This is a genomic window from Streptomyces sp. NPDC020422 (assembly GCF_044386705.1).
In the GTDB taxonomy this organism is placed as follows: Bacteria; Actinomycetota; Actinomycetes; order Streptomycetales; family Streptomycetaceae; genus Streptomyces.
In genome coordinates this window covers 199,015-218,392 of the sequence record NZ_JBIRVJ010000011.1, presented here as the reverse complement: position 1 = coordinate 218,392, position 19,378 = coordinate 199,015, and the positions used below count along the sequence as shown (strand labels likewise).

General features: G+C 74.7%; 15 protein-coding genes. 9 read left to right on the top strand and 6 right to left on the bottom strand.

Annotation, left to right across the window (positions count from 1 at the left end):
* Positions 1 to 9: 9 nt before the first annotated feature.
* The 3 genes from ACH414_RS28660 to ACH414_RS28650 all read right to left on the bottom strand — a co-directional run bounded on the left by ACH414_RS28660 (position 10) and on the right by ACH414_RS28650 (position 3,886).
* On the bottom strand, positions 10 to 1,239 hold the full coding sequence (locus tag ACH414_RS28660) for a transposase (RefSeq protein WP_382545535.1): 1,230 nt from the start codon (positions 1,237 to 1,239) through the stop codon (positions 10 to 12).
* Between the two features lie 612 nt (positions 1,240 to 1,851).
* The gene (locus ACH414_RS28655; protein WP_382545538.1) at positions 1,852 to 3,081 is read right to left on the bottom strand and encodes an MFS transporter; all 1,230 of its coding nucleotides are present in this window, start codon (positions 3,079 to 3,081) and stop codon (positions 1,852 to 1,854) included.
* A 229-nt stretch (positions 3,082 to 3,310) separates the two neighbouring features.
* Positions 3,311 to 3,886, bottom strand: a complete 576-nt coding sequence (locus ACH414_RS28650; RefSeq protein WP_386567283.1) for an SDR family NAD(P)-dependent oxidoreductase — start codon at positions 3,884 to 3,886, stop codon at positions 3,311 to 3,313.
* Between the two features lie 192 nt (positions 3,887 to 4,078).
* On the opposite strand from ACH414_RS28650, the gene ACH414_RS28645 reads away from it, so the two are divergent.
* Entirely contained in the window at positions 4,079 to 7,765 is a 3,687-nt protein-coding gene (locus ACH414_RS28645; RefSeq protein ID WP_398943928.1) for an AfsR/SARP family transcriptional regulator, read from the top strand.
* A 37-nt stretch (positions 7,766 to 7,802) separates the two neighbouring features.
* On the opposite strand, the gene ACH414_RS28640 is transcribed toward ACH414_RS28645, so the two are convergent.
* Together ACH414_RS28640 and ACH414_RS28635 are read right to left on the bottom strand one after the other, a co-directional pair.
* Complete coding sequence (locus ACH414_RS28640) at positions 7,803 to 8,501, bottom strand: ScbR family autoregulator-binding transcription factor (protein WP_382545546.1); 699 nt, start codon at positions 8,499 to 8,501, stop codon at positions 7,803 to 7,805.
* 289 nt (positions 8,502 to 8,790) lie between these two features.
* Positions 8,791 to 9,354 carry a TetR family transcriptional regulator gene (locus tag ACH414_RS28635; protein ID WP_382545548.1) on the bottom strand — a complete coding sequence of 188 codons (564 nt, stop codon included), beginning with the start codon at positions 9,352 to 9,354 and terminating at the stop codon, positions 8,791 to 8,793.
* 344 nt (positions 9,355 to 9,698) lie between these two features.
* Between ACH414_RS28635 and ACH414_RS28630 the strand changes: the two genes are divergently transcribed.
* The 4 genes from ACH414_RS28630 to ACH414_RS28615 all read left to right on the top strand — a co-directional run bounded on the left by ACH414_RS28630 (position 9,699) and on the right by ACH414_RS28615 (position 12,547).
* Complete coding sequence (locus ACH414_RS28630; protein WP_386567288.1) at positions 9,699 to 10,124, top strand: cell division protein SepF; 426 nt, start codon at positions 9,699 to 9,701, stop codon at positions 10,122 to 10,124.
* Positions 10,125 to 10,179: 55 nt separating this feature from the next.
* Entirely contained in the window at positions 10,180 to 11,538 is a 1,359-nt protein-coding gene (locus ACH414_RS28625) for an AAA family ATPase (protein ID WP_382545554.1), read from the top strand.
* Positions 11,535 to 11,924 carry a nucleotide pyrophosphohydrolase gene (locus ACH414_RS28620; RefSeq protein WP_398943925.1) on the top strand — a complete coding sequence of 130 codons (390 nt, stop codon included), beginning with the start codon at positions 11,535 to 11,537 and terminating at the stop codon, positions 11,922 to 11,924. Before ACH414_RS28625 ends, ACH414_RS28620 begins: the two co-directional genes overlap by 4 nt.
* Positions 11,925 to 12,049: 125 nt before the next feature.
* Positions 12,050 to 12,547, top strand: coding sequence for a DUF6099 family protein (locus ACH414_RS28615; protein ID WP_382545560.1), 498 nt, complete (start codon positions 12,050 to 12,052; stop codon positions 12,545 to 12,547).
* A 46-nt stretch (positions 12,548 to 12,593) separates the two neighbouring features.
* Here the strand turns inward: ACH414_RS28615 and ACH414_RS28610 are convergent, their stop codons facing one another.
* A complete protein-coding gene (locus ACH414_RS28610) occupies positions 12,594 to 12,887 on the bottom strand; it encodes a hypothetical protein (RefSeq protein ID WP_382545563.1) in 294 nt (97 codons plus the stop codon).
* A 333-nt stretch (positions 12,888 to 13,220) separates the two neighbouring features.
* Here ACH414_RS28610 and mmuM point away from each other — a divergent pair, with 333 nt between their 5' ends.
* The 4 genes from mmuM (at position 13,221) to ACH414_RS28590 (ending at position 19,310) form a co-directional block, all read left to right on the top strand.
* Positions 13,221 to 14,123, top strand: coding sequence for a homocysteine S-methyltransferase (gene mmuM / locus ACH414_RS28605; RefSeq protein WP_382545566.1), 903 nt, complete (start codon positions 13,221 to 13,223; stop codon positions 14,121 to 14,123).
* 56 nt (positions 14,124 to 14,179) lie between these two features.
* On the top strand, positions 14,180 to 15,691 hold the full coding sequence (locus ACH414_RS28600) for a 3' terminal RNA ribose 2'-O-methyltransferase Hen1 (RefSeq protein ID WP_398943922.1): 1,512 nt from the start codon (positions 14,180 to 14,182) through the stop codon (positions 15,689 to 15,691).
* On the top strand, positions 15,688 to 18,216 hold the full coding sequence (locus ACH414_RS28595) for a polynucleotide kinase-phosphatase (RefSeq protein ID WP_398943920.1): 2,529 nt from the start codon (positions 15,688 to 15,690) through the stop codon (positions 18,214 to 18,216). The genes ACH414_RS28600 and ACH414_RS28595 overlap by 4 nt, the downstream gene beginning before the upstream one ends.
* Before the next feature lie 368 nt (positions 18,217 to 18,584).
* On the top strand, positions 18,585 to 19,310 hold the full coding sequence (locus ACH414_RS28590; RefSeq protein WP_386567295.1) for a Crp/Fnr family transcriptional regulator: 726 nt from the start codon (positions 18,585 to 18,587) through the stop codon (positions 19,308 to 19,310).
* Positions 19,311 to 19,378: the final 68 nt, after the last annotated feature.

The following is a 19,378-nucleotide window of genomic DNA, read 5'->3' as shown; positions in this document are numbered from 1 at the left end:
CCCTTCTCGTCAGCCCGCGGCCCGGGCCGGCACCGGGGTGGGGCTGCGGGACGGCTGGGCGGGGACGCTGCCGCGCCTGCGCAGGTACTGGTACGCGTAGGCGGCGGAGGTCATCGTCATGTGGTGGTGCCAGCCGGGGTAGGACCGGCCCTCGAAATCCAGTACGCCGAACCGTTCCTGCAAAGTGGTGACGGTCGACCGGACCGTGGCGCGGCTGCGCATCAGCGCCAGGATCCGCTCCACCCGCCGGTCGGCGAGGCTGGTGATCCAGTAGCGCGCCGGCCGCACCCCGTCCGGGTCGGGAAGCTCCAACAGCCGGTAGCCGCCCGGACCGCCGTCGGCCCCGACCGTGCGCAGCGGAAGCCGGACCGTACCGGCGTAGGTGTAGAGCGGGGCCCGCGCACTGCCCCGGAAGCGGGCGTCGGTGGTGTGGCGGGTCGCCATCAGATACGGCTGCCGGGCGTTGCGTTCGTCCATCAGCATGCCGACGGTGGTGACGGTCGGGGTGCGGCGCCCGCCGAGGACGACCTGACCCGGGTCCACCTCGCACAGGATGTCCGCGCGGTGCCGGGCCAGACCGGCGAGCACCCCGCTCGCGTCCTCGCTGTGGGTGAGGTCGAGCACCCAGGGCAGCCGGGGCAGCCTGGTCCGGGCGGCGACGCCCGCCGCGTAGTCGAGCACACAGGTGCCGACCGAGCGCGCGGTCTCCTCGTCCGGGATCCGCGCGCGGAGCCGGCGCTCCGGGTCGTACTCCCACGGTCCGTCGAGCACGAGGCTCCAGTCGACCGGGAAGCAGTGGGTGTCCGTGACGAGGAAGAGCCCCACGGCCCGCTGGGAGTTGACGGTCCGTCCGGTGGCCGCGTCGGTCCGTCTGCGCACCCCGACCGAGTGCTCGCCGCGCTTGGGGATCAGGAGCTCCGTGGCGGTCCAGGCGTACGGTGCGGCGCCCGCGGCGACCCGCAGGGCGAGCCGGCGGCGCACCGGCTCCCAGTCCCATGTGCTGGTGTTGATGAACTGGTGCAGGCTGTGCGCCGCGGCGGGTGGTAACCGCTCGGTGCGGGCCATGCTCCGGGGTGTCTTCCGGCCGGAGACATGGATCAGGCCCCGTAGGTAGGCCCGGGCCCAGCGGCGCTGTTCGGCTCTGTGGAGCGGTCTGAAGACCTCCTCGAAGAACGTCTGCAGGTGCGAGTCCTCGTCGCCCGCGGTCGCCCGTGCCGTGACTGACGTGCTTGCCGACATGTGACGCTACGCCCCCTCGTACTTCCCTCGCTCGCACCCGAGTCGGTGCCCTGCGCTCCGTACGAAGCTCAAAAATACCGTCTCGAAGGAAAATTTCACGAGATGGTCGGCGACTTTGCTCATTCGCCCTCTGACCTGCGAAAACGCCCTCTGGAGAGGGGTGTGCGAGGCCGCCTCCCGGCGCTGCGCGACGGTGCGCGGCCGGGTGCCGGAGAACGGCGTGAAACGCCCCCTCCGGGCCTCCGTCCGCTGGTCACGCGGGTGCGGGTGCGGGGCGCTTCGGCGAGGGCGGACGGGGGCGCGGACGCATGTGTCAACAGCACATGAACAATCGGCTGTCGGGCATCAGGGGAGCGGCAGGAGGCAGGGGGAGGGGGACGGGGGCGACGGGAGTGGAGGGGGTGTCGGGTGGGTGTCGGGTGGGCGACGGGGGATCGGGAAGGCCGCCGAAGGCTCGGGGGATGGTGCGCCTTCGGCGGCCGTTCGGGGTGGGGCCGTGGCCGGATCGGGTGGGTGTCCGCCCCGGACCCGGGACTCGCCCTTCCTCGTTCCCGCCGGGCGGCCGCACCCGGGTCCGGGTGCGGGTCCGGGTGCGGGCCCTGCTGGGCGGAGTCAGGCGGTGGGGCGCTTGGCGGGGAAGCCGTGGGCACGGGCGGCCAGGACCACCACGAGCACGGGCGCCAGGAGCAGCAGCACCGTCCAGGGGAAGGAGTCGCTGCCGATCGCGTCGAGCAGGACGCCGCCGATGATGCCGCCGCCGGCCATCGCCACGTTCCACAGGGTGACGAGCATCGCCTGGGCGGAGTCGGCCTGTTCGCCGCCCGCGTCGGCCACCGCCGTCTGCAGCAGGGTCGGCACACCGCCCCAGCCGAGTCCCCACAGGGCCGCGGCGACGTAGACCAGGGCCGTGTTGTCGGCGAGCACGGCGAGGAGCGCGGCGGCGACGGCGACGAGCAGGGTGCTGGCGACCGTGAGGGCGCGCAGCCGGTGGTGGATCTGCGCGCCGACGATCCAGATGCTGGCGAGCGAGGCGGCGCCGAAGACGAGCAGCACGAGGTCGGTGCTGCCGCCCAGGCCCACGTCGTCGAGGAACGTGGCGATGTACGCGTACAGGATGGTGTGCGCCAGGACGAAGACCAGCGTCACGAACAGGACGGGGCTGACCCCCGGAACCTTCAGGGCCCGCAGCATCTTGGGCTTCTCGCCCGCCTCCTGGCCGGGGTAGTCCGGCACGGCGGCGGAGATCCAGAGCAGCAGCAGGACGGTGAGGCCGGTCATGGCGAAGAAGGCCACGCGCCAGCCCAGTTGGGAGCCGATGAAGGTGCCGGCGGGGACGCCGAGCGAGAGCGCGACGGGGATGCCCGCCATGGCGATGGCGATGGCCTTGCCCTGGAGGTGCACCGGCGACATCCGCCGCGCGTACCCGGCGAGCAGGGCCCAGGCGAGACCCGCGGCGACTCCCGCGACGAACCGCGCGACCATCGTCAGGCCGTAGATCGACGACACGGCCGTGACCGTGTTCGCCACGGCGAAGCCTGCCATGGCGGTGAGCAGCAGCCGCTTGCGCCGCCAGCGCGCGGTGGCGGCGGTGAGCGGGATCGCGGTCAGGGCGGTGCCGAGCGCGTAGATGGTGACGGTCTGGCCGGTCGCCGACTCGCTGACGGCGAGGTCCTTGCTCATCGCGGGCAGCAGGCCGGCCGGCAGCGTCTCGGTGAGGCTGGTGATGAAGACGGCGGTGGCCAGGGCGAGCAGGGCGAAGAGCGGAAGCTTCTGCGGTCCGTCGCCCTCGCCCGCCGCCGGTGGCGAGGCGGGAGCGGTGGTGGTGTCGGGTGAGGTGCTCATCTGGAGTGCTCCGGAGGATCGGGTGGGGTGCGGGGGCTGGGGGACAGGGGACTGGGGTCAGGGGACTGGGGGACTGGGGCCGAATGGAGGCCGGGGCCTGAGGGGCAGCGGGACTGACGGGCGGCGGGGCCTGCGTGGACCGATGGGCAGCGGGGCTGAGGGGACTGGGAGGAAGGCGGATGACGGGGGCCGGGGCCGGGGCCCGCGGACCTGACGGACTCGGCGGCGCCTACGAAGGGCCGAGGCCCCCGTCGACGGGGAGCTGGGCGCCGGTCGTGAAGGTGGCGTCCGTGGCGAGGAAGAGCGCGGCGCGGGCGACCTCCTCGGCGGAGCCGAGGCGGCCGAGCGGCGGCAGCGGCGAGGCGACGGCCGGCGCCGCCTCGATACAGCCGGGTGCCACCGCGTTGACCCGGATGCCGCGGGGAGCCAGCTCGGCGGCGAGCTGCCGTACGGCCGCCGAGGACGGGGCGGGCGCGGTGAGCACCACCGCGCCACCGTCCTTGAGCCGCGCCAACAGGGGGCGGGCGGTGGCGACGGCGTCCGCGAAGAGCAGGTCCGGGCCGTCCTGGTCCTCCGGGCCGTCCGGGGCGTCGGGGCCCGCGGCCGAGGCGGCGCAGGAGTCGTCGGGGCTCTCGGCGACACGGGCGGCGGAGCCCAGTTCGGCCCGGGCGTGGGCGCGCTCCGCCGCGGTACGCGCGGTCAGCAGGACCTGCGCCCCGCCCTCCACGAGCCGCTTGGCGATGGCCAGGCCGATTCCGGTGTCCTGGCCGACGACCACGGCCCTCCTGCCCGCGTACCTGGTCATGACCGCCGCTCCCTTCCGCCGTCCGCCGATGCGTCTTCGGCGACTGTGCGCGCGGCCGCTTCGGGGACGCTTCGGAAGCGCTGACGGTCCGCTGACGTGGGCACGCGGGTGGGTGTCGCCGGGGCCGGGACGGCATGCGGCGGGGCGATACGGGGCGGTGCGGGGCGGCGCCCGCGGGGTACGGTGGCCGACATGCGCTTTGGGGTACTGGGACCGCTCGTGGTGTGGGACGACGAGGGCGCGGCGGTCAGGGTCCCCGAGGTCAAGGTGCGGGCCCTGCTCGCGGACCTGCTCGCCCACGAAGGCGACCCCGTCTCCGTCGACCGCCTCGTGCAGGACCTGTGGGGCGACGAACCGCCCGGCAAGCCCGCGGGCGCCCTCCAGGCCAAGGTCTCCCAGCTCCGCCGGGTGATCGGCCGCGACCGCGTGGTCCACCAGGCCCCCGGCTACCGGCTCCGGCTCGACCGGGCGGTCCACGAGGTGGACGCGGACCGCTTCCGCGCGCTGGTCGCCGAGGCCCGCGCCGTACGCGACCCGCGCGAACGCGCGGCGCTCCTCACCGACGCCCTCGACCTGTGGCGGGGCCCCGCGTTCGCCGACTTCGCCGACGAGGAGTTCGTACGAGGAGCGGCCCAGCGCCTCGCCGAACAGCGCCTGTCCGTGCTGGAGGAACAGGCCGAGGCGCGCCTCCTCGCGGGCGACCATCTGCTGCTCGCGGGCGAACTCGCCGCCCTCGTCGACCAGCACCCGCTCCGGGAGCGCCTGCGCGCGGTCCAGATGCGGGCGCTCTACCTCGCCGGCCGCCAGAGCGACGCCCTCGCCACCTACGAGGACCTGCGCTCCCGCCTCGCCGATGACCTGGGTGTCGACCCGGGCCCCGCCCTGACCGCCCTCCACCAGGCCGTACTGCGCCAGGACCCGCGCCTGGGGGAGGGCGCGCCCGCGGCGCCGCTGCTGCGGAAGCAGGGCGAGACGACGAGCGGAACCGATTCCGCGGGTGCGGCGGCCCCTCTCCCCGCGCCCTTCCCGGAGCCGTCACCCGCCCCGCCCGCCGCGCCCGCACCCGCGCCCGCACCGTTGTCGTCCCCACAGCCCCTGTCGTCCCCGCAACCGCCGTCGCCCGATCAACCCCCGTCGCCCGCGCAGTCCCCGCCGGGGGCGCCCCGGCACTCCCCGACCGGGTCCGCCGCCACCCCGTCCAACCTCCCCGTGCCGCTGACCCACCTCGTCGGCCGCGCGGAGGCCGTCGCCCAGGTCACCGGGCTGCTGCGCGGCACCCGGCTCGTCACGCTCACCGGTGCCGGGGGAGTGGGCAAGACCCGGCTCGCCGTGGCCGCGGCGACGGCGGAGGCCGAGCGACAGCCGGACCAGGCCGAACTCCCGGACGGCGTATGGCTCGTGGAGTTCGCGGGCGTACGCGGCGGCACCGCCGCCGACCTCGCTCAGGTGGTCGCCGCCACCCTCGGCATCCGGGACGACGCCCCGGCGGCGCTGCCCGGTACGGGCGCCGGGGCGGCGGGCGCGCCCTCGCCCGCGCACCGGCTCGCGGCGGCCCTGCGCGACCGCCGCGCCCTCCTGGTCCTGGACAACTGCGAACACGTGGTGGACGCGGCGGTGGAGCTCGCCGAACTGCTGCTGCGGACCGCGCCCGGCCTGCGGGTCCTCGCCACGAGCCAGGAGCCGCTGGGGCTCGCCGGGGAGGCGGTGTTCCCGGTGGAGCCGCTGGGGACGGAGGACGCCGTGCGCCTCTTCGGCGAGCGGGTCGCCGCGCGCGACCCCGGCTTCCCGCGCGACCCGGCCGACATCGCCCCCGACGACCGCGAGGCCGTCGCCGAGATCTGCCGCCGCCTGGACGGCATCCCGCTCGCCCTCGAACTCGCCGCCACCCGCGTACGAGCTCTGGGGGTAAGGGAGTTGGCGGCGCGGCTCGGCGACCGCTTCCGGGTCCTCAACTCCCGGCAGCGCGGCGCGCCCGCCCGCCAGCAGACCCTGCGGGCCGTCATCGACTGGAGCTGGGAGCTGCTCAGCGCACCCGAACGCATCGTGCTGCGCCGCCTCGCCGTGCACAGTGACGGCTGCGACCTGGACGCGGCCGAGGCGACCTGCGCGGGCGACGGCGTGACGGCCGACGAGGTGCCGGACCTGGTGACGCGACTGGTGGACCGCTCCCTCGTGGTCGTCGTGGACGGGCCCGCCGGGCGGCGCTACCGCCTGCTGGAGTCCGTCGCCGCGTACGCGACCGAGCGGCTGCACGAGATGGCCGACCTGGCCGCCGTACGCGACCGCCACCTCCGCCACTACCTCGCGCTCGCCGAACGCGCCGAGCCCCACCTGCGCGGCGCGGGGCAGCGCACCTGGCTCGTCCGGCTCGACGCGGAGGCGGGCAACCTGCGCGCGGCGCTGGACGAGGCCGTACGGCGGACCGCGCACGAGCCCGCCGACGCCGTCCCTGCCGTCCTGTCGCGCACCGCGCACGAGCCCGCCGCCGTCTCCGCCACCCTGTCGCGCACCGCGCACGAGCCCGCCGACGCCGCCGTCCGGCTCGCGACCGCCCTGGCCTGGTGGTGGCTGCTGCGCGGCCGGCTCGCCGAGGGGCGGCGCAGTCTGTCCGCCGCCCTCGCCGCGACCCGGGGACCGGCCCCCGAACTCGCGCTCCTCCACAGCGCCTTCGCACTGCTCACCGGCGACCACGCCGAGGCGTGCGCACTCGCCGACACCGTCGCCACCGCCGACGGCGTGCCCGACCCGGCCCGCCGGGCCCGCGCGCTGTGGCTCTGCGCGTACGGCCTGTTCAGCGTGGGCGACCCGGTCGAGAGCGCGGCCCTGAACACCCGGGCGCTGAGCCTCTTCGACACGGCGGGCGAACCGTGGGGCACCGCCGCCGCGCTCGGGCTGCGCGCCACGCTCGCCCTGGTCAGCGGCGACCTCGCCGGGCTCGGCCGCGACGGCCTGCGCAGCGCCGCGCTCTTCCGCGAACTCGGCGACCGGTGGGGCGAGTTGCAGACCGTGTCACCGCTTGCCGCGCTCGCCGAGATCAAGGGCGACTACGCCGCCGCCGCCCGCCGCCAGCGTGAAGGGCTGGACATCGCACGTGAGTTGGGCCTGGAGGCGGAGGTGTCGGCCCGGCTGTCCGGGCTCGGCAGGCTCGCCCTGCTGGCCCACGACTGGGAGCGCGGCCGCGACCTGCACGAGCAGGCCCGCCGGATCGCCGCCGAACAGGGCTACAAGTACGGCGAGATCCACTCCGAGATGGGCCTCGCGCTCGGGGCGCGCCGCTCCGGCGACCTCGACGCCGCCGAGAGGCACCTGCTGCGCATCCGGGACGGCTACGCCGAGGTGTCCTCGGAGGCGGGCGACCATCTGCTCCTCGCCGAGTTCGGCTTCCTCGCCGAACTCCGCGGTGACGCGGCCGGGGCCGCCACCCACCACCTGCGCGGCTGGGCCGTCGCCCGCGCGCTCGACGAACCGCGCGCCCTCGCCCTCTCCCTCGAGGGCCTCGCGGGCGCGGCGCTGCTCCGCGACGGGAACGGCGGCGGGGCCTCGACCGCCTCCGCCACCTCGGCAGCCCTGCTGCTCGGCGCGGCGGACGCGGCGCGCCGGGGCGTGGGGGCACCGCTGCCGCCTGCCGAGCGGGGCGACGTGGACCGCATCGCGAGCGCGGCCAGGGCGGCGCTGGGCGAGGCCGGGTACGCGGAGGCGTTCGGGCGGGGCGCGGAGCTCACCCCGTGCGAGGCCGTCAGCGCGGTACACGGGGACGCCGATCCGCTGCCGGGCGATGCGGAGGAGGGAACGGGAGCGAGAACAGGAACGGGAGCTGGAACAGGGGCCCGCCTGTCCTCCCGGCAGTCCGCCACCCGGCCGGTCCGCCCGCCCGCCTGACCGCCCGCCAGTCCGCCCCCGCCGCCCTGCCCTAGCGTCAGCCGCGCGGGGCGGACGGACAGAGTTCGATGTCCTCCTCCGCGCACGGAATGATCGTGCGCACCACCGCGATCGTGCGTTCCGCCAGGTCGGCCCGGTTGTTGAGCACCCAGGAGATGTGCTGCGCCCCGAAGAAGGCGGAGACGAGGACCGTGGCGAGCGTGGTGGGCGAGGAGAGCGCCGTCGGCCCCTCGTCGGCGCCCCGGTCCTCCGTCCCGCCGGGTGTCGAGGCCTCCTTGGCGAGCCAGGAGGTGATGAGGTCGGTGTAGCCCTCGTAGGGCAGCGGGATCTGGGCGCCGATGAGCTGCCGTTCCAGTTGGAGCCGGGCCCCGGCCTGGAGCGCGGTCTCGTCGCGGAAGGCCACGGCCGTGCGGATGAGGAGTTCCGCGACGGCGCTGACCGGCGGGAGGCCCAGTTCCTCGACGGCACGGGCGATCTCGCCGATGCGCCGGTTGAAGAGCTCGGTCACCGCGACGGCGAGGGCGTCCTTGTTCTCGTAGTGGAAGTAGACCGCGCCCTTGGTCATCCCGGCCGACTGCGCCACGTCCAGGATGGTGACCGCGGGATACCCCTTCGCCGCGAAGGCCGCGGCGGCGGAGGCGAGGACCCGCTCCCGTGTCCGTACCGCCCGCTCCTGCTTCAGCTCCTTGGTGACGGTGGGAGTCGAAACGCTGAAGATGTCGCCCGAGTTGGCCATGACCGTCCATTTCCACAGCCGCTGATCCCCGTTTCGTACGGCCGGGAAGGAATCGTACGGGAGGGTGGCCGAAATCCGAAGGGCGCGCGGCCCTCGTGGGGAGGCCCCTGTCGGGGGCGTCTCCCGTATGGAGAGAAGCCGTCCCGGAGCGGCGGTCGAGGAGCCCGTTCCCGGCGCCGTGCCCGGCCGCATGCCGCCCCACGCCGTGGGCAGCACGGCTGCCCCGGAGCCCGGCCGCCGGACCCCGGGACCGCGCTCGCGACGCGGCCCGAATTCGCCGGTGGCCGGCCTACGCCGCCGTGTCTCCGGACTCCAGCAAGCGCCAGACCTGACATACCTGGCGCGTGCTGTGGGCGGAGGGGTCGTCGGTCGGCGCGGTGTAGTACATGCCGAACATCAGCGAGAGGAACATCGAGCCGATGACCTCGGGGCTGTGGGTCGAGGCCAGTTCGGCGCGCTCCTGCGCGTCCGCGACGAGCCGGGTCAGTTCGGCCGTCAGGTCCTTCACGGCCTGCGGGGCGGTGTCGCGCGCGGAGGCCTCCTCGTACACGAGCCGCAGCCCGGCGCGGAAGCGCAGGTCGGCGTGCATCCGGTGGACGAAGCCGACCGTGACGCGGTGCAGGACGTCGATCGGCGCATCGCCGTCGCCGACCTTCCCGAACAGCTCGCGCCACCCGGCGTCGAAGGCCGAGGTGAAGACGGCCGCGAGGGCGTCCTTCGACGCGAAGTGCCCGTACAGCGCGCCCTTGGTCATCCCCGCCTGGGCGGCGATCCGCTGCAGATTGGCCCCCGCGTAGCCGTGCCGGGCGAACTCCTCCGCCGACGCGTCCAGGAACCGCTCCTGCGTCCTCACCGCTCTCTCCTGCTTCGGCACGGTGCCCCTCCGGAGTCGATCGGTCACGGAAGATAACAGTCTCTGGAGAATTTTTTTCTCGTGGGAGCTCTCATACCCCGGTCTGCCGGACGATGGCAACCAAACGATCCCGTCGAGATGGTGACGGAACGCCACGTACCGCCTGGCCCGTCCGCGAGATCGGCGAGAAGGCGCGCGGGGTGTGGCCTGAAGCGGCGCACGGCCCGCCCGAAGTGACACGGCGCACCGCGGGGTGATCTTGTGTGAGGAGCCCGGCGCGGGGCGAGCCGAGTCCGCTCGTGTCGCTGTTGGGCCGAACGGGTGAGGAACGGGAGGATGGGTGCATGAGTAGGTACGAGAGGTACGACGTCACCGACGAGCAGTGGGAGGGCCTGGCGCAGGTCGTGCCCCTGCGCGGTCGTGACGAATGGCCGTCCAGGGTCGACCACCACACGATTCCCGAGCAGTACGGGGCGGTCGAGCAGCGCCGCATGGTCGTGCTGCGGGTCCAGGTCTTCGCCGACGCCCGCGAGGTCGCCGAGTACCTCATCGCCCAGATCCCGGTCCTCCTCGACCTGACGAGTGCCGACACCGAGGTCGCCAAGCGCATCCTCGACTTCAGCAGCGGCGTCGTCTTCGGCCTCGGCAGCGGGATGCACCGCGTCGACCGCAACGTCTTCCTGCTGGCGCCGGCCGGTACCGAGGTCGAGGGCGCCGAGGAGGCGGCGGAGGACGTCGACGAGGCCGGGGCCGCGGTCCCCCGTTCGTAGGAAGGTCATTCAGCCGTAACGGTTCCTCACGCGGGCGGCTGCGTACGGTCCGATCATGACCACCACCGGCGGCACCGCGCCCGACCGCACGTCAGATCGCCCGCACGCCTCCGTCCGCGATGCCTCGGTACGGGACGCCTCGGTACGGGACGCCTCCGTCCGCGATGCCCCGGCACGCGACGCCTCCGTCCCCGATGCAGCCGTGCGGAGCGTCCCCGCTCAGGGGCGCCTCCGCGCGCACGGCCCCGCCCCGTCCGCGCCCGAGGAGGGCGCCCGGGCGCAGCACCGGCCCGTCGTCACCGAGCTGCGCTTGTCGGCCTTCGCGGTGCACCGGGCCGTCGTGCTGCCGCTGGGGCCCGTCACGCTGCTGCGGGGGCCGAGCGGCAGCGGCAAGTCCACCGCGCTGCGCGCGTACGAGGCGCTCGCCCGGCTCGGTGCGGGGGCCGGACTCGCCGAGGCGCTGCCCGACGCCGCCGACCTGGTGCCCGAGCGGGCACGGCCCGACGCGCAGGGGCGGCGCGGGTTCCGCATCGGCTGCACCGTGGAGGGCCCGGCGGGCCCCGTCCACCTCGACGTCGCCGTCCAGGCCGAGCCGCGGCTGCGGATCGTCGGCGAACGGCTGACCTCGCGCGGGCGTACGCTCCTGGCCACGGCCCTGCGGGATCCGGAGCGCAGCACCGTGCAGGCCGAGTGGCACACCGCGGGCAGCACCCCCGTCACCCGGGCGCCCTTCCCCGACGACCTCCTCGGCACCGCCCTGCTGCCGCTGCGCGTCGCGGGCAAGACCCAGGGGCAGTTGGAAGTCCTGGCGGCGGCCGAGCAGGTGGTGGTCGGGCTGCGTTCGGTCTTCGCGTGCGACCCGAGGCCTGCCGGGATGCGGGCTCCGGTCCCGGTCGGCGAGGGACGGCTGCGGCGCGACTGCCGCAACCTGGCCGAGGTGCTGCACCGCACCGCCACCGAGTGCCCGCGCCGCCACGCCCGGCTCGCGGCGATGGCGGGCGCCGGCTGCGCCGGCCCGGTGACGGCGCTGGCCCTGCGCGAGTCGGCGGAGGGCATGGTGCAGGCCGTGCTGGAGCGCGGGACGCGGCCCGCGACGCCGCTGGGCCGGCTCGGCGAGGGCGAACTGCGCTATCTGGCCCTCGCGCTGGTCCTGCTCACCGGCCCGGGCGTGCTCGCCGTGGATCCCCTCGCGGAGGTGCCCGAGGCGATGCGGGCGCTCACCGTCCTCGCCGACGGCCTCGACCGCGGTCTCGACGGACGGCAGCTGCGCGAGCTGGTCTCCCTGGCCGCCGGGATCTGCGCCAACGGGCACCTCAGGCTGGTCGGGACGGTGGGGGAGGGCGGCCCGGCCGGCCCGGCCGGGACGGGCTCCGGGTGGCCGCCCGGCGTGACGGTGGTAGACCTGAGGCCGTGACCGAACTTGATGTAGCAGGCCTGCAGCGCCGCCTCGCCGACTTCGCCGCCGCCCGCCAGTGGCAGCCCTACCACACGCCCAAGAACCTGGCGGCGGCGCTGAGCGTCGAGGCGGCCGAACTCCTGGAGATCTTCCAGTGGTTGACGCCCGAGGAGGCGGACCGGGTGATGGCGGACCCCCAGACCGCGCACCGGGTCGGCGACGAGGTGGCCGACGTCCTCGCCTATCTCCTCCAGTTCTGCACCGTGCTCGGGATCGATCCGCTCGCCGCGCTCGCGGCGAAGATCGACCGGAACGAGCTCCGCTTCCCGGCGCGGGGCCACCGGCCCGAGGAGGAGGCCGCCGGAGGGAGCGAGAACGACACTCATCGTCACTCTTCGGAGTGATCGAGTTCTCCCCGTGGCGCTTCCTGTCCACAGATTTCCGAATTCCCCTGGTGTTTGTGCTCAGGCGGTCTCACGCTGGGTAATGAATGAGTGGGCAGTAAGTCATAAGAACGGGGGCGGCGTTGATGGAAGCGGAGCGACTCATCGCTACCGGTCGGCATGCGCTGGCCGAGAGCCGCACGGCGCTGGACATCGTGGCGGAGGCCTGGCAGGCCCAGGCCCTCGCCCAGGCGATAGGGAGTCATCTCGTGCTCTGCGGACCGCTGGAGCTGCGGAGCGAGGCGCGGGGACTGAGCGAGATCGGCTGCGGCCGCGGCCCGATGGAGCACCCGGCACTGCGGAACGGGGGGCCGAGGGCCGCGCAGCTGACCGAAGTGGGCGATCCGCGGACCGCGTTGACCGCACTCGGCGCGCTTCTCGGCGAGGTGGGAATCGCCCTGGTCGGGGTGGCCTGCGACACGGACGAGGACGGGCTCTACTGGCAGTGCATCGAGGCGATCGACGCCGCCGACGAGGCCGGCGACCGGGTGAGCGGGATGCTGCGCCGCCTCGCGGTGCGGGAGCGCGACCGGCCGCCCGACCCGGCGCGGGGCCGCGCGGGCCCGAGACCGGGCCCGCGGTGAGGGACGCCCCGGCCGTGCCGTGAGGCCGGGGGTGCCGCCGCGGGCGTCAGGCGAGGGAGCCGCCGCGGTGGTCCGTGGGACCGGCGGGCTCGACGGCCCCGGCGGCCGGGTCGGCCGTGCTCGCCTGACGGTCGGCGGAGGACTGCAGATCGGCGTCGAGCTGCGAGAGGTCGGCGGTGAGGGCCGCCATGAGCTCCTCCATCTGCTGCAGCAGCCCCTTCGGCGCGCCACCGCCCTGCTCGGGCACGGAAGCGGCGGACTGCGCGGTCGGTGCGGACTGCTGTACAGGCGCTACGGGCTGCTCGGGCAGGGCCCGCTCCGGCGCGGCTTCCTGGGACATGGCGGCCTCCTCGGCCAGGCCCCTCCGGTGAGGGATGGGGCCACAAGAGAGAGCGACGCACCGGCAGCGGCCGCCGGCACGCGGGCCGGGCGGTCCGGCTCCGCCCGAGCCAACGACGGGTCCCGGGCCCCGGTCACTGGCCGGGCCGGACGCCGCCCGCCCAGGGGGCGGATATTCACCCGCCCGGGCCGGTGGTGATCGTCTGCTGACCGAAGAGGTTGACGCACACCCGCGATGCGGGAGGAAGGAGGAGCGGCAGGTACGGTGCACAGAAGGGTCCGGAGTGCCCGGAACCGATCTCCGCACAGGTCCTGACGCAGCTGGGGTGACCCGATGAAACCCGACCGCTCGCTCGCCGACGCCCTCGCCGAGCAGGTGCTCGTGCTGGACGGCGGGCTCTCCAACCAGCTCGAGGCACAGGGCTGCGACCTGTCCGACGCGCTCTGGTCCGCACGGCTGCTCGCCGACGGCCCCGAGCAGATCGAGGCGGCCCACACGGCCTACGTACGGGCGGGCGCGCAGGTGCTGATCACCGCCAGCTACCAGGCCACCTTCGAGGGCTTCGCCCGGCGCGGGACCGGGCGGGAGGAGGCGGCGCGCCTGCTCCGGCGCAGCGTGGAACTGGCGCGGGAGGCGGGCGAGCGGCCGGAGCGGGAGATCTGGGTCGCGGCCTCGGTCGGCCCGTACGGGGCGATGCTCGCGGACGGCAGCGAGTACCGGGGGCGGTACGGGCTCTCGGTGGGCGAGCTCGAGCGGTTCCACCGGCCGCGGATCGAGGCCCTCGCCGAGGCCGGGCCCGACGTCCTGGCCCTGGAGACGGTGCCCGACGCCGACGAGGCCGAGGGGCTGTTGCGGGCGGTCGAGGGGTGCGGGGTGCCGGTCTGGCTCTCGTACACGATCGACGGGACGCGCACCCGGGCCGGGCAGCCGCTGGCGGACGCCTTCGGGCTGGCCGCAGGGAACGACCAGGTCGTCGCCGTCGGGGTGAACTGCTGCGAGCCCCGCGACGTCGGGCCCGCCGTGGAGATCGCCGCCGCGGCGGCCGGCAAGCCGGTCGTCGTCTACCCCAACAGCGGAGAGGAGTGGGACGCCGAGGCCCGCGGCTGGCACGGCGGCGCCACCTTCGCCCCGGGCACCACCGCCCAGTGGCGGACGGCCGGTGCCCGGCTCATCGGCGGCTGCTGCCGGGTCGGTCCCGACCTCGTCGCGGAGCTGGCCAGGACCGTCCAGGGCTAGCCCGGGCGCCGGAAATTGCCTGGTCGGTGACGGGCGGCGTGGCCATACTCGGACAGGTGTTCCTGACGATCAGTACTACCGGTACCCCCGAGCGCCCCGCGACCGACCTCGGCTTTCTGCTGCACAAGCATCCCGAGAAGGCGCAGGCGTTCTCGACCGCGCACGGCACCGCGCACGTCCTCTACCCCGAGGCGACGGCGGAGCGGTGCACGGCAGCGCTGCTCCTCGAAGTGGACCCCGTGGCGCTCGTGCGGCGAGGCAAGGGCAAGGGCCGGGGCGGTGCACCCGACTCCGCGCTCGCGCAGTACGTGAACGACCGGCCGTACGCCGCGTCCTCGCTGCTCGCCGTCGCGCTCGCCAAGGTCTTCAAGAGCGCGCTGCACGGCGCCTGCGCCGCCCTGCCCGAGCGGGCCGCCGCGCCGCTGCCGCTGCGGATCGAGATCCCGGCGCTGCCGGCCCGCGGCGGCGCGGGTCTCGTCGACCGGCTCTTCGGCCCGCTGGGCTGGACGTCGGTGACGGCGGAGCCGGTCGTGCTGGACCCGGAGTTCCCCGAGTGGGGCGACTCGCGCTACGTACGGCTCGTCCTGGAGGGCGAACTGCGGCTCGCCGACGCGCTCAACCAGCTGTACGTGCTGCTGCCCGTGCTCGACGACGCCAAGCACTACTGGGTCGCCCCCGACGAGGTCGACAAGCTGCTGCGCGCCGGTGACGGCTGGCTCGCCGGGCACCCCGAGCAGAAGCTGATCACCAGCCGTTATCTGTCGCGCCGTTGGGGTCTGACCCGCGAGGCGACCGAGCGCCTGGAGATGGTCCGGCTCGCCGAGGCCGACGGTCTGGAGGTCGAGGACGTCGACAACGCCGTCGGTGCCGGCGAGGGCGACACCGCGGCCGATGCCGTCGACGCCGTCGGGGAGGCCGGTGGTGCCGAGGAGCGGTCCGTGCCCCTCGCCGAGCTGCGTCGCGAGGCGATCCTCGGGGCGCTGCGTGCCGCCGAGGCGGCCCGGGTGCTCGATCTCGGCTGCGGCCAGGGGCAGTTGGTGCAGGCCCTGCTCAAGGACGTGCGGTTCACCGACATCGTCGGCGTCGACGTGTCGGCACGCGCTCTGGCCATCGCCGCCCGCAGGCTCCGTCTGGAGCGGATGGGCGAGCGGCAGGCCGGCCGGGTGACCCTGCTCCAGGGTTCCCTCACGTACACCGACAAGCGGCTGACCGGCTATGACGCGGCCGTCCTCAGCGAGGTCATCGAGCATCTGGACCTGCCGCGGCTGCCCGCGCTCGGTTACGCCGTCTTCGGTTCGGCCCGCCCCCGCACCGTGGTCGTGACCACGCCGAACGTCGAGTACAACGTGCGCTGGGAGACGCTTCCCGCCGGGCACGTCCGGCACGGCGACCACCGTTTCGAGTGGACCCGCGAGGAGTTCCGCGCCTGGGCGGCCGACATCGCCGGCACCTACGGGTACGGAGTCGAGTTCGCCCCCGTCGGGACCGACGACCCCGAGGTCGGCCCGCCCACCCAGATGGCCGTCTTCACCCGTACCGACACGACCCCGAAGGAGGACGCGGCATGACCCGCACGCTTCCCGTCACCGACCTGTCCCTCGTGGTCCTGATCGGTGCGACCGGTGCCGGCAAGTCGACCTTCGCCCGACGGCACTTCAAGCCCACGGAGATCGTCTCCTCGGACTTCTGCCGCGGTCTCGTCGCCGACGACGAGAACGACCAGAGCGCCAGCAGGGACGCCTTCGACGTCCTCCACTACATCGCCGGCAAGCGCCTCGCGGCCGGGCGGCTGACCGTCGTCGACGCCACCAGCGTGCAGCGCGAGGCCCGGCGTCAGCTGGTCCAGCTGGCCCGCGAGCACGACGTGCTGCCCATCGCGATCGTCCTCGACGTGCCCGAGTCGGTGTGCGCCGAGCGCAACGCGGCCCGCCCCGACCGGGCCGGGATGCCCCGCCACGTCATCCAGCGGCACCGCCGCGAGCTGCACCGTTCGCTGCGCGGGCTGGAGCGCGAGGGCTTCCGCAAGGTGCACGTACTGCGCGGCGTCGAGGAGGTGGAGGCGGCCGAGGTCGTCCTGGAGAAGCGGTTCAACGACCTGCGTCACCTCACCGGCCCCTTCGACATCATCGGCGACGTCCACGGCTGCCGCTCCGAGCTGGAGACCCTGCTCGCGAAGCTCGGCTATGTCGACGGACACCACCCGGAGGGCCGGACCGCCGTGTTCGTCGGCGACCTGGTCGACCGCGGCCCCGACAGCCCGGGCGTGCTGCGCCGCGTCATGGGCATGGTGGCCGCCGGGGACGCGCTGTGTGTGCCCGGAAACCACGAGAACAAGCTGGGCCGCTGGCTGCGCGGCCGGAAGGTGCAGGAGACCCACGGCCTCGCCGAGACGATCGCGCAGCTGGAGCGCGAGCCGGAGGGGTTCCGCGCCGAGGTGTCGGCGTTCATCGACGGGCTCGTCAGCCACTACGTCCTCGACGAGGGCAGGCTGGTCGTCTGTCACGCCGGTCTGCCGGAGAAGTACCACGGCCGCACCTCGGGCCGGGTGCGCTCGCACGCCCTGTACGGGGACACGACCGGCGAGACCGACGAGTTCGGGCTTCCGGTGCGCTACCCGTGGGCGGAGGAGTACCGCGGCCGGGCGACCGTGGTGTACGGACACACACCCGTGCCCACCACCTCGTGGATCAACAACACCATCTGCCTCGACACCGGCGCCGTCTTCGGCGGCAGGATGACCGCGCTGCGCTGGCCGGAGCGCGAGCTCGTCGACGTACCGGCCGAGCGGGTCTGGTACGAGCCGGCCCGGCCGCTCGCGACCGGCGCGCCCGGCGGGCACCAGGGCCGGCCGCTGGACCTGGCCGATGTGCACGGACGCCGGACCGTCGAGACCCGGCACCTGGGCAACGTCGCCGTCCGCGAGGAGAACGCGGCCGCCGCGCTGGAGGTGATGAGCCGGTTCGCCGTCGACCCGCGGCTGCTCGCCTACCTGCCGCCGACGATGGCACCGACGGCGACGTCGAAGGTGGACGGCTATCTGGAGCACCCGGCGGAGGCGTTCGCCCAGTACGCGGCCGACAAGGTCGGCCGGGTCGTGTGCGAGGAGAAGCACATGGGCTCCCGGGCCGTGGCGCTGGTCTGCCGGGACGCCGACGCGGCCCGGGAGCGCTTCGGCGTCGACGGGCCGACCGGCGCCCTGCACACCCGCACCGGGCGCCCGTTCTTCGACGCCCAGGAGGTGACCGAGCAGGTCCTGGCGCGGCTGCGGGCGGCGATCGGCGCCGCCGGGCTGTGGGACGAGTTCGACACGGACTGGCTGCTGCTCGACGGCGAGCTGATGCCCTGGTCGCTGAAGTCGACGGGGCTGCTGCGTGCCCAGTACGCGGCGGTCGGCGCCGCCGCACGGGCGGTCTTCCCCGACGCGCTGGGGGCGCTCGAACAGGCGGTCGCGCGCGGGGTGTCCGGGCTCGGCGGGCTGCTCGCGAAGCAGCGGGACCGGGCGGCGGACGCCGGCGCGTTCACCGAGGCGTACCGGCGCTACTGCTGGCCGACGGAGGGCCTGGAGGGTGTGCGGTTCGCGCCGTTCCAGGTGCTCGCGGCCCGTGGACGGCCGCTGGCCGGCGTGCCGCACGACGAGCAGCTGGCCTGGCTGGACCGGCTGGTGGAGCACGATCCGACGGGGCTGCTCCAGGTCACCCGGCGGCTGGTGGTCGACCCGGCCGACGAGGAGTCCGTGCGGGCGGGTGTCGACTGGTGGCTGGAGCTGACCGCGGCGGGCGGCGAGGGCATGGTCGTCAAGCCGCTCGCCGCCCTGGCCAGGGGCGCCGACGGGCGGCTGGTGCAGCCGGGCGTGAAGGTGCGCGGCCGGGAGTACCTGCGGATCGTCTACGGCCCCGAGTACACCCGGCCGGAGAACCTGGCGCGGCTGCGCGACCGCTTCCTCGGCCACAAGCGCTCGCTCGCGCTGCGCGAGTACGCGCTCGGCCTCGAGGCCCTCGACCGGCTGGCCGAGGGGGAGCCCCTGTGGCGGGTGCACGAGGCCGTCTTCGCGGTACTCGCCCTGGAGTCGGAGCCGGTCGACCCGCGCCTCTGACGGAGCTCGTACGCGCGATCGGTGAACGGTCGCGCGTACGAGCCGGAACGCGCCGTTCATCCGGCGGTGGCGGTGTAGCTGCCGTTCACGCCGGGGTGAATATGCCGAACGCACGGCCGTGACCTCGGCTCGGGCCCTGTCACGGTCCGCTCGCGGCCTGGTGGTGACAGGGGGCGCAAGGGCGCCGAAAACAGCGCTCCCTTGCGCCCCTCGTGATCGCCCCCGGCCGCGTTGACTCGATTCTTGGCCACCCTCTAGCGTTCTTCACCCCACGGCGTGACGCAGCGTCAGCAATGTGACTCTGGTTGCCCCTTGGTGTGGGGAACAAGCACACGAATGCGCAAGTCGTGCGGGGGTGTGAGCGACCGTTGAGTCTTTTCGGCCAGGACCGCTCCTTCCTCCACGCCCTCCCCGCGTCCGACCGCCGCGACCTGCTCGCCGAGGGGGCCCCGCGCGCCTACGAACCCGGCGAGATCATGATCCGGGAGCGGGACACCTCCGCCTACGTCCTCGCCCTGCTCTCCGGCTGGGCGGTGGTCTCCGTCGGCACCGAGCGCGGCGCCCGGCTCATCCTCGCGCTGCGCGGCGCCGGCGAGGTCGTCGGCGATCTCGCCGCCGTCGACCGCGGTCCGCGCTCCGCCACCGTCACCGCGCTCGGCCGGGTCGAGGCCGTCGCCATATCCGGCGACCGCTTCCGACGCTTCCTCGCCGCCCGCCCGCACGCCACCTCGCTCATCATGCGGCAGCTCGCCACCCGGCTGCGCAGCTCCGACGTGGAGCGCCGCTCGCTCGCCTCCGAGACCGTCCTCCAGCGGCTCGCCGCCCGCCTCGTCGAACTCGCCGAACGCGCGGGCCGACACGCCGATTCGGGCACCGTGCTCGAACTCCCGCTGCCCCAGCACGATCTGGCCGCGGCCATCGGCGCCACCCGGGAAGCCGTCGCCAAGGCGCTGCGGCTGCTGCGCGAACAGGGGGTCGTCCGCACCGCCCAGCGCACGGTCGTCGTCGTCGACATGCCCGTGCTCACCCTCCTCGCCCAGGGGCGCACACGCCCCGGCGCGGAATCGTCCGACAAACCACCCCCGGCTGTGTAAACGGCTACATCGCCCACGCGCGCCGGCCGCCAGGCTGGTCACGTCACCACCACTCACCACCGCGGAAC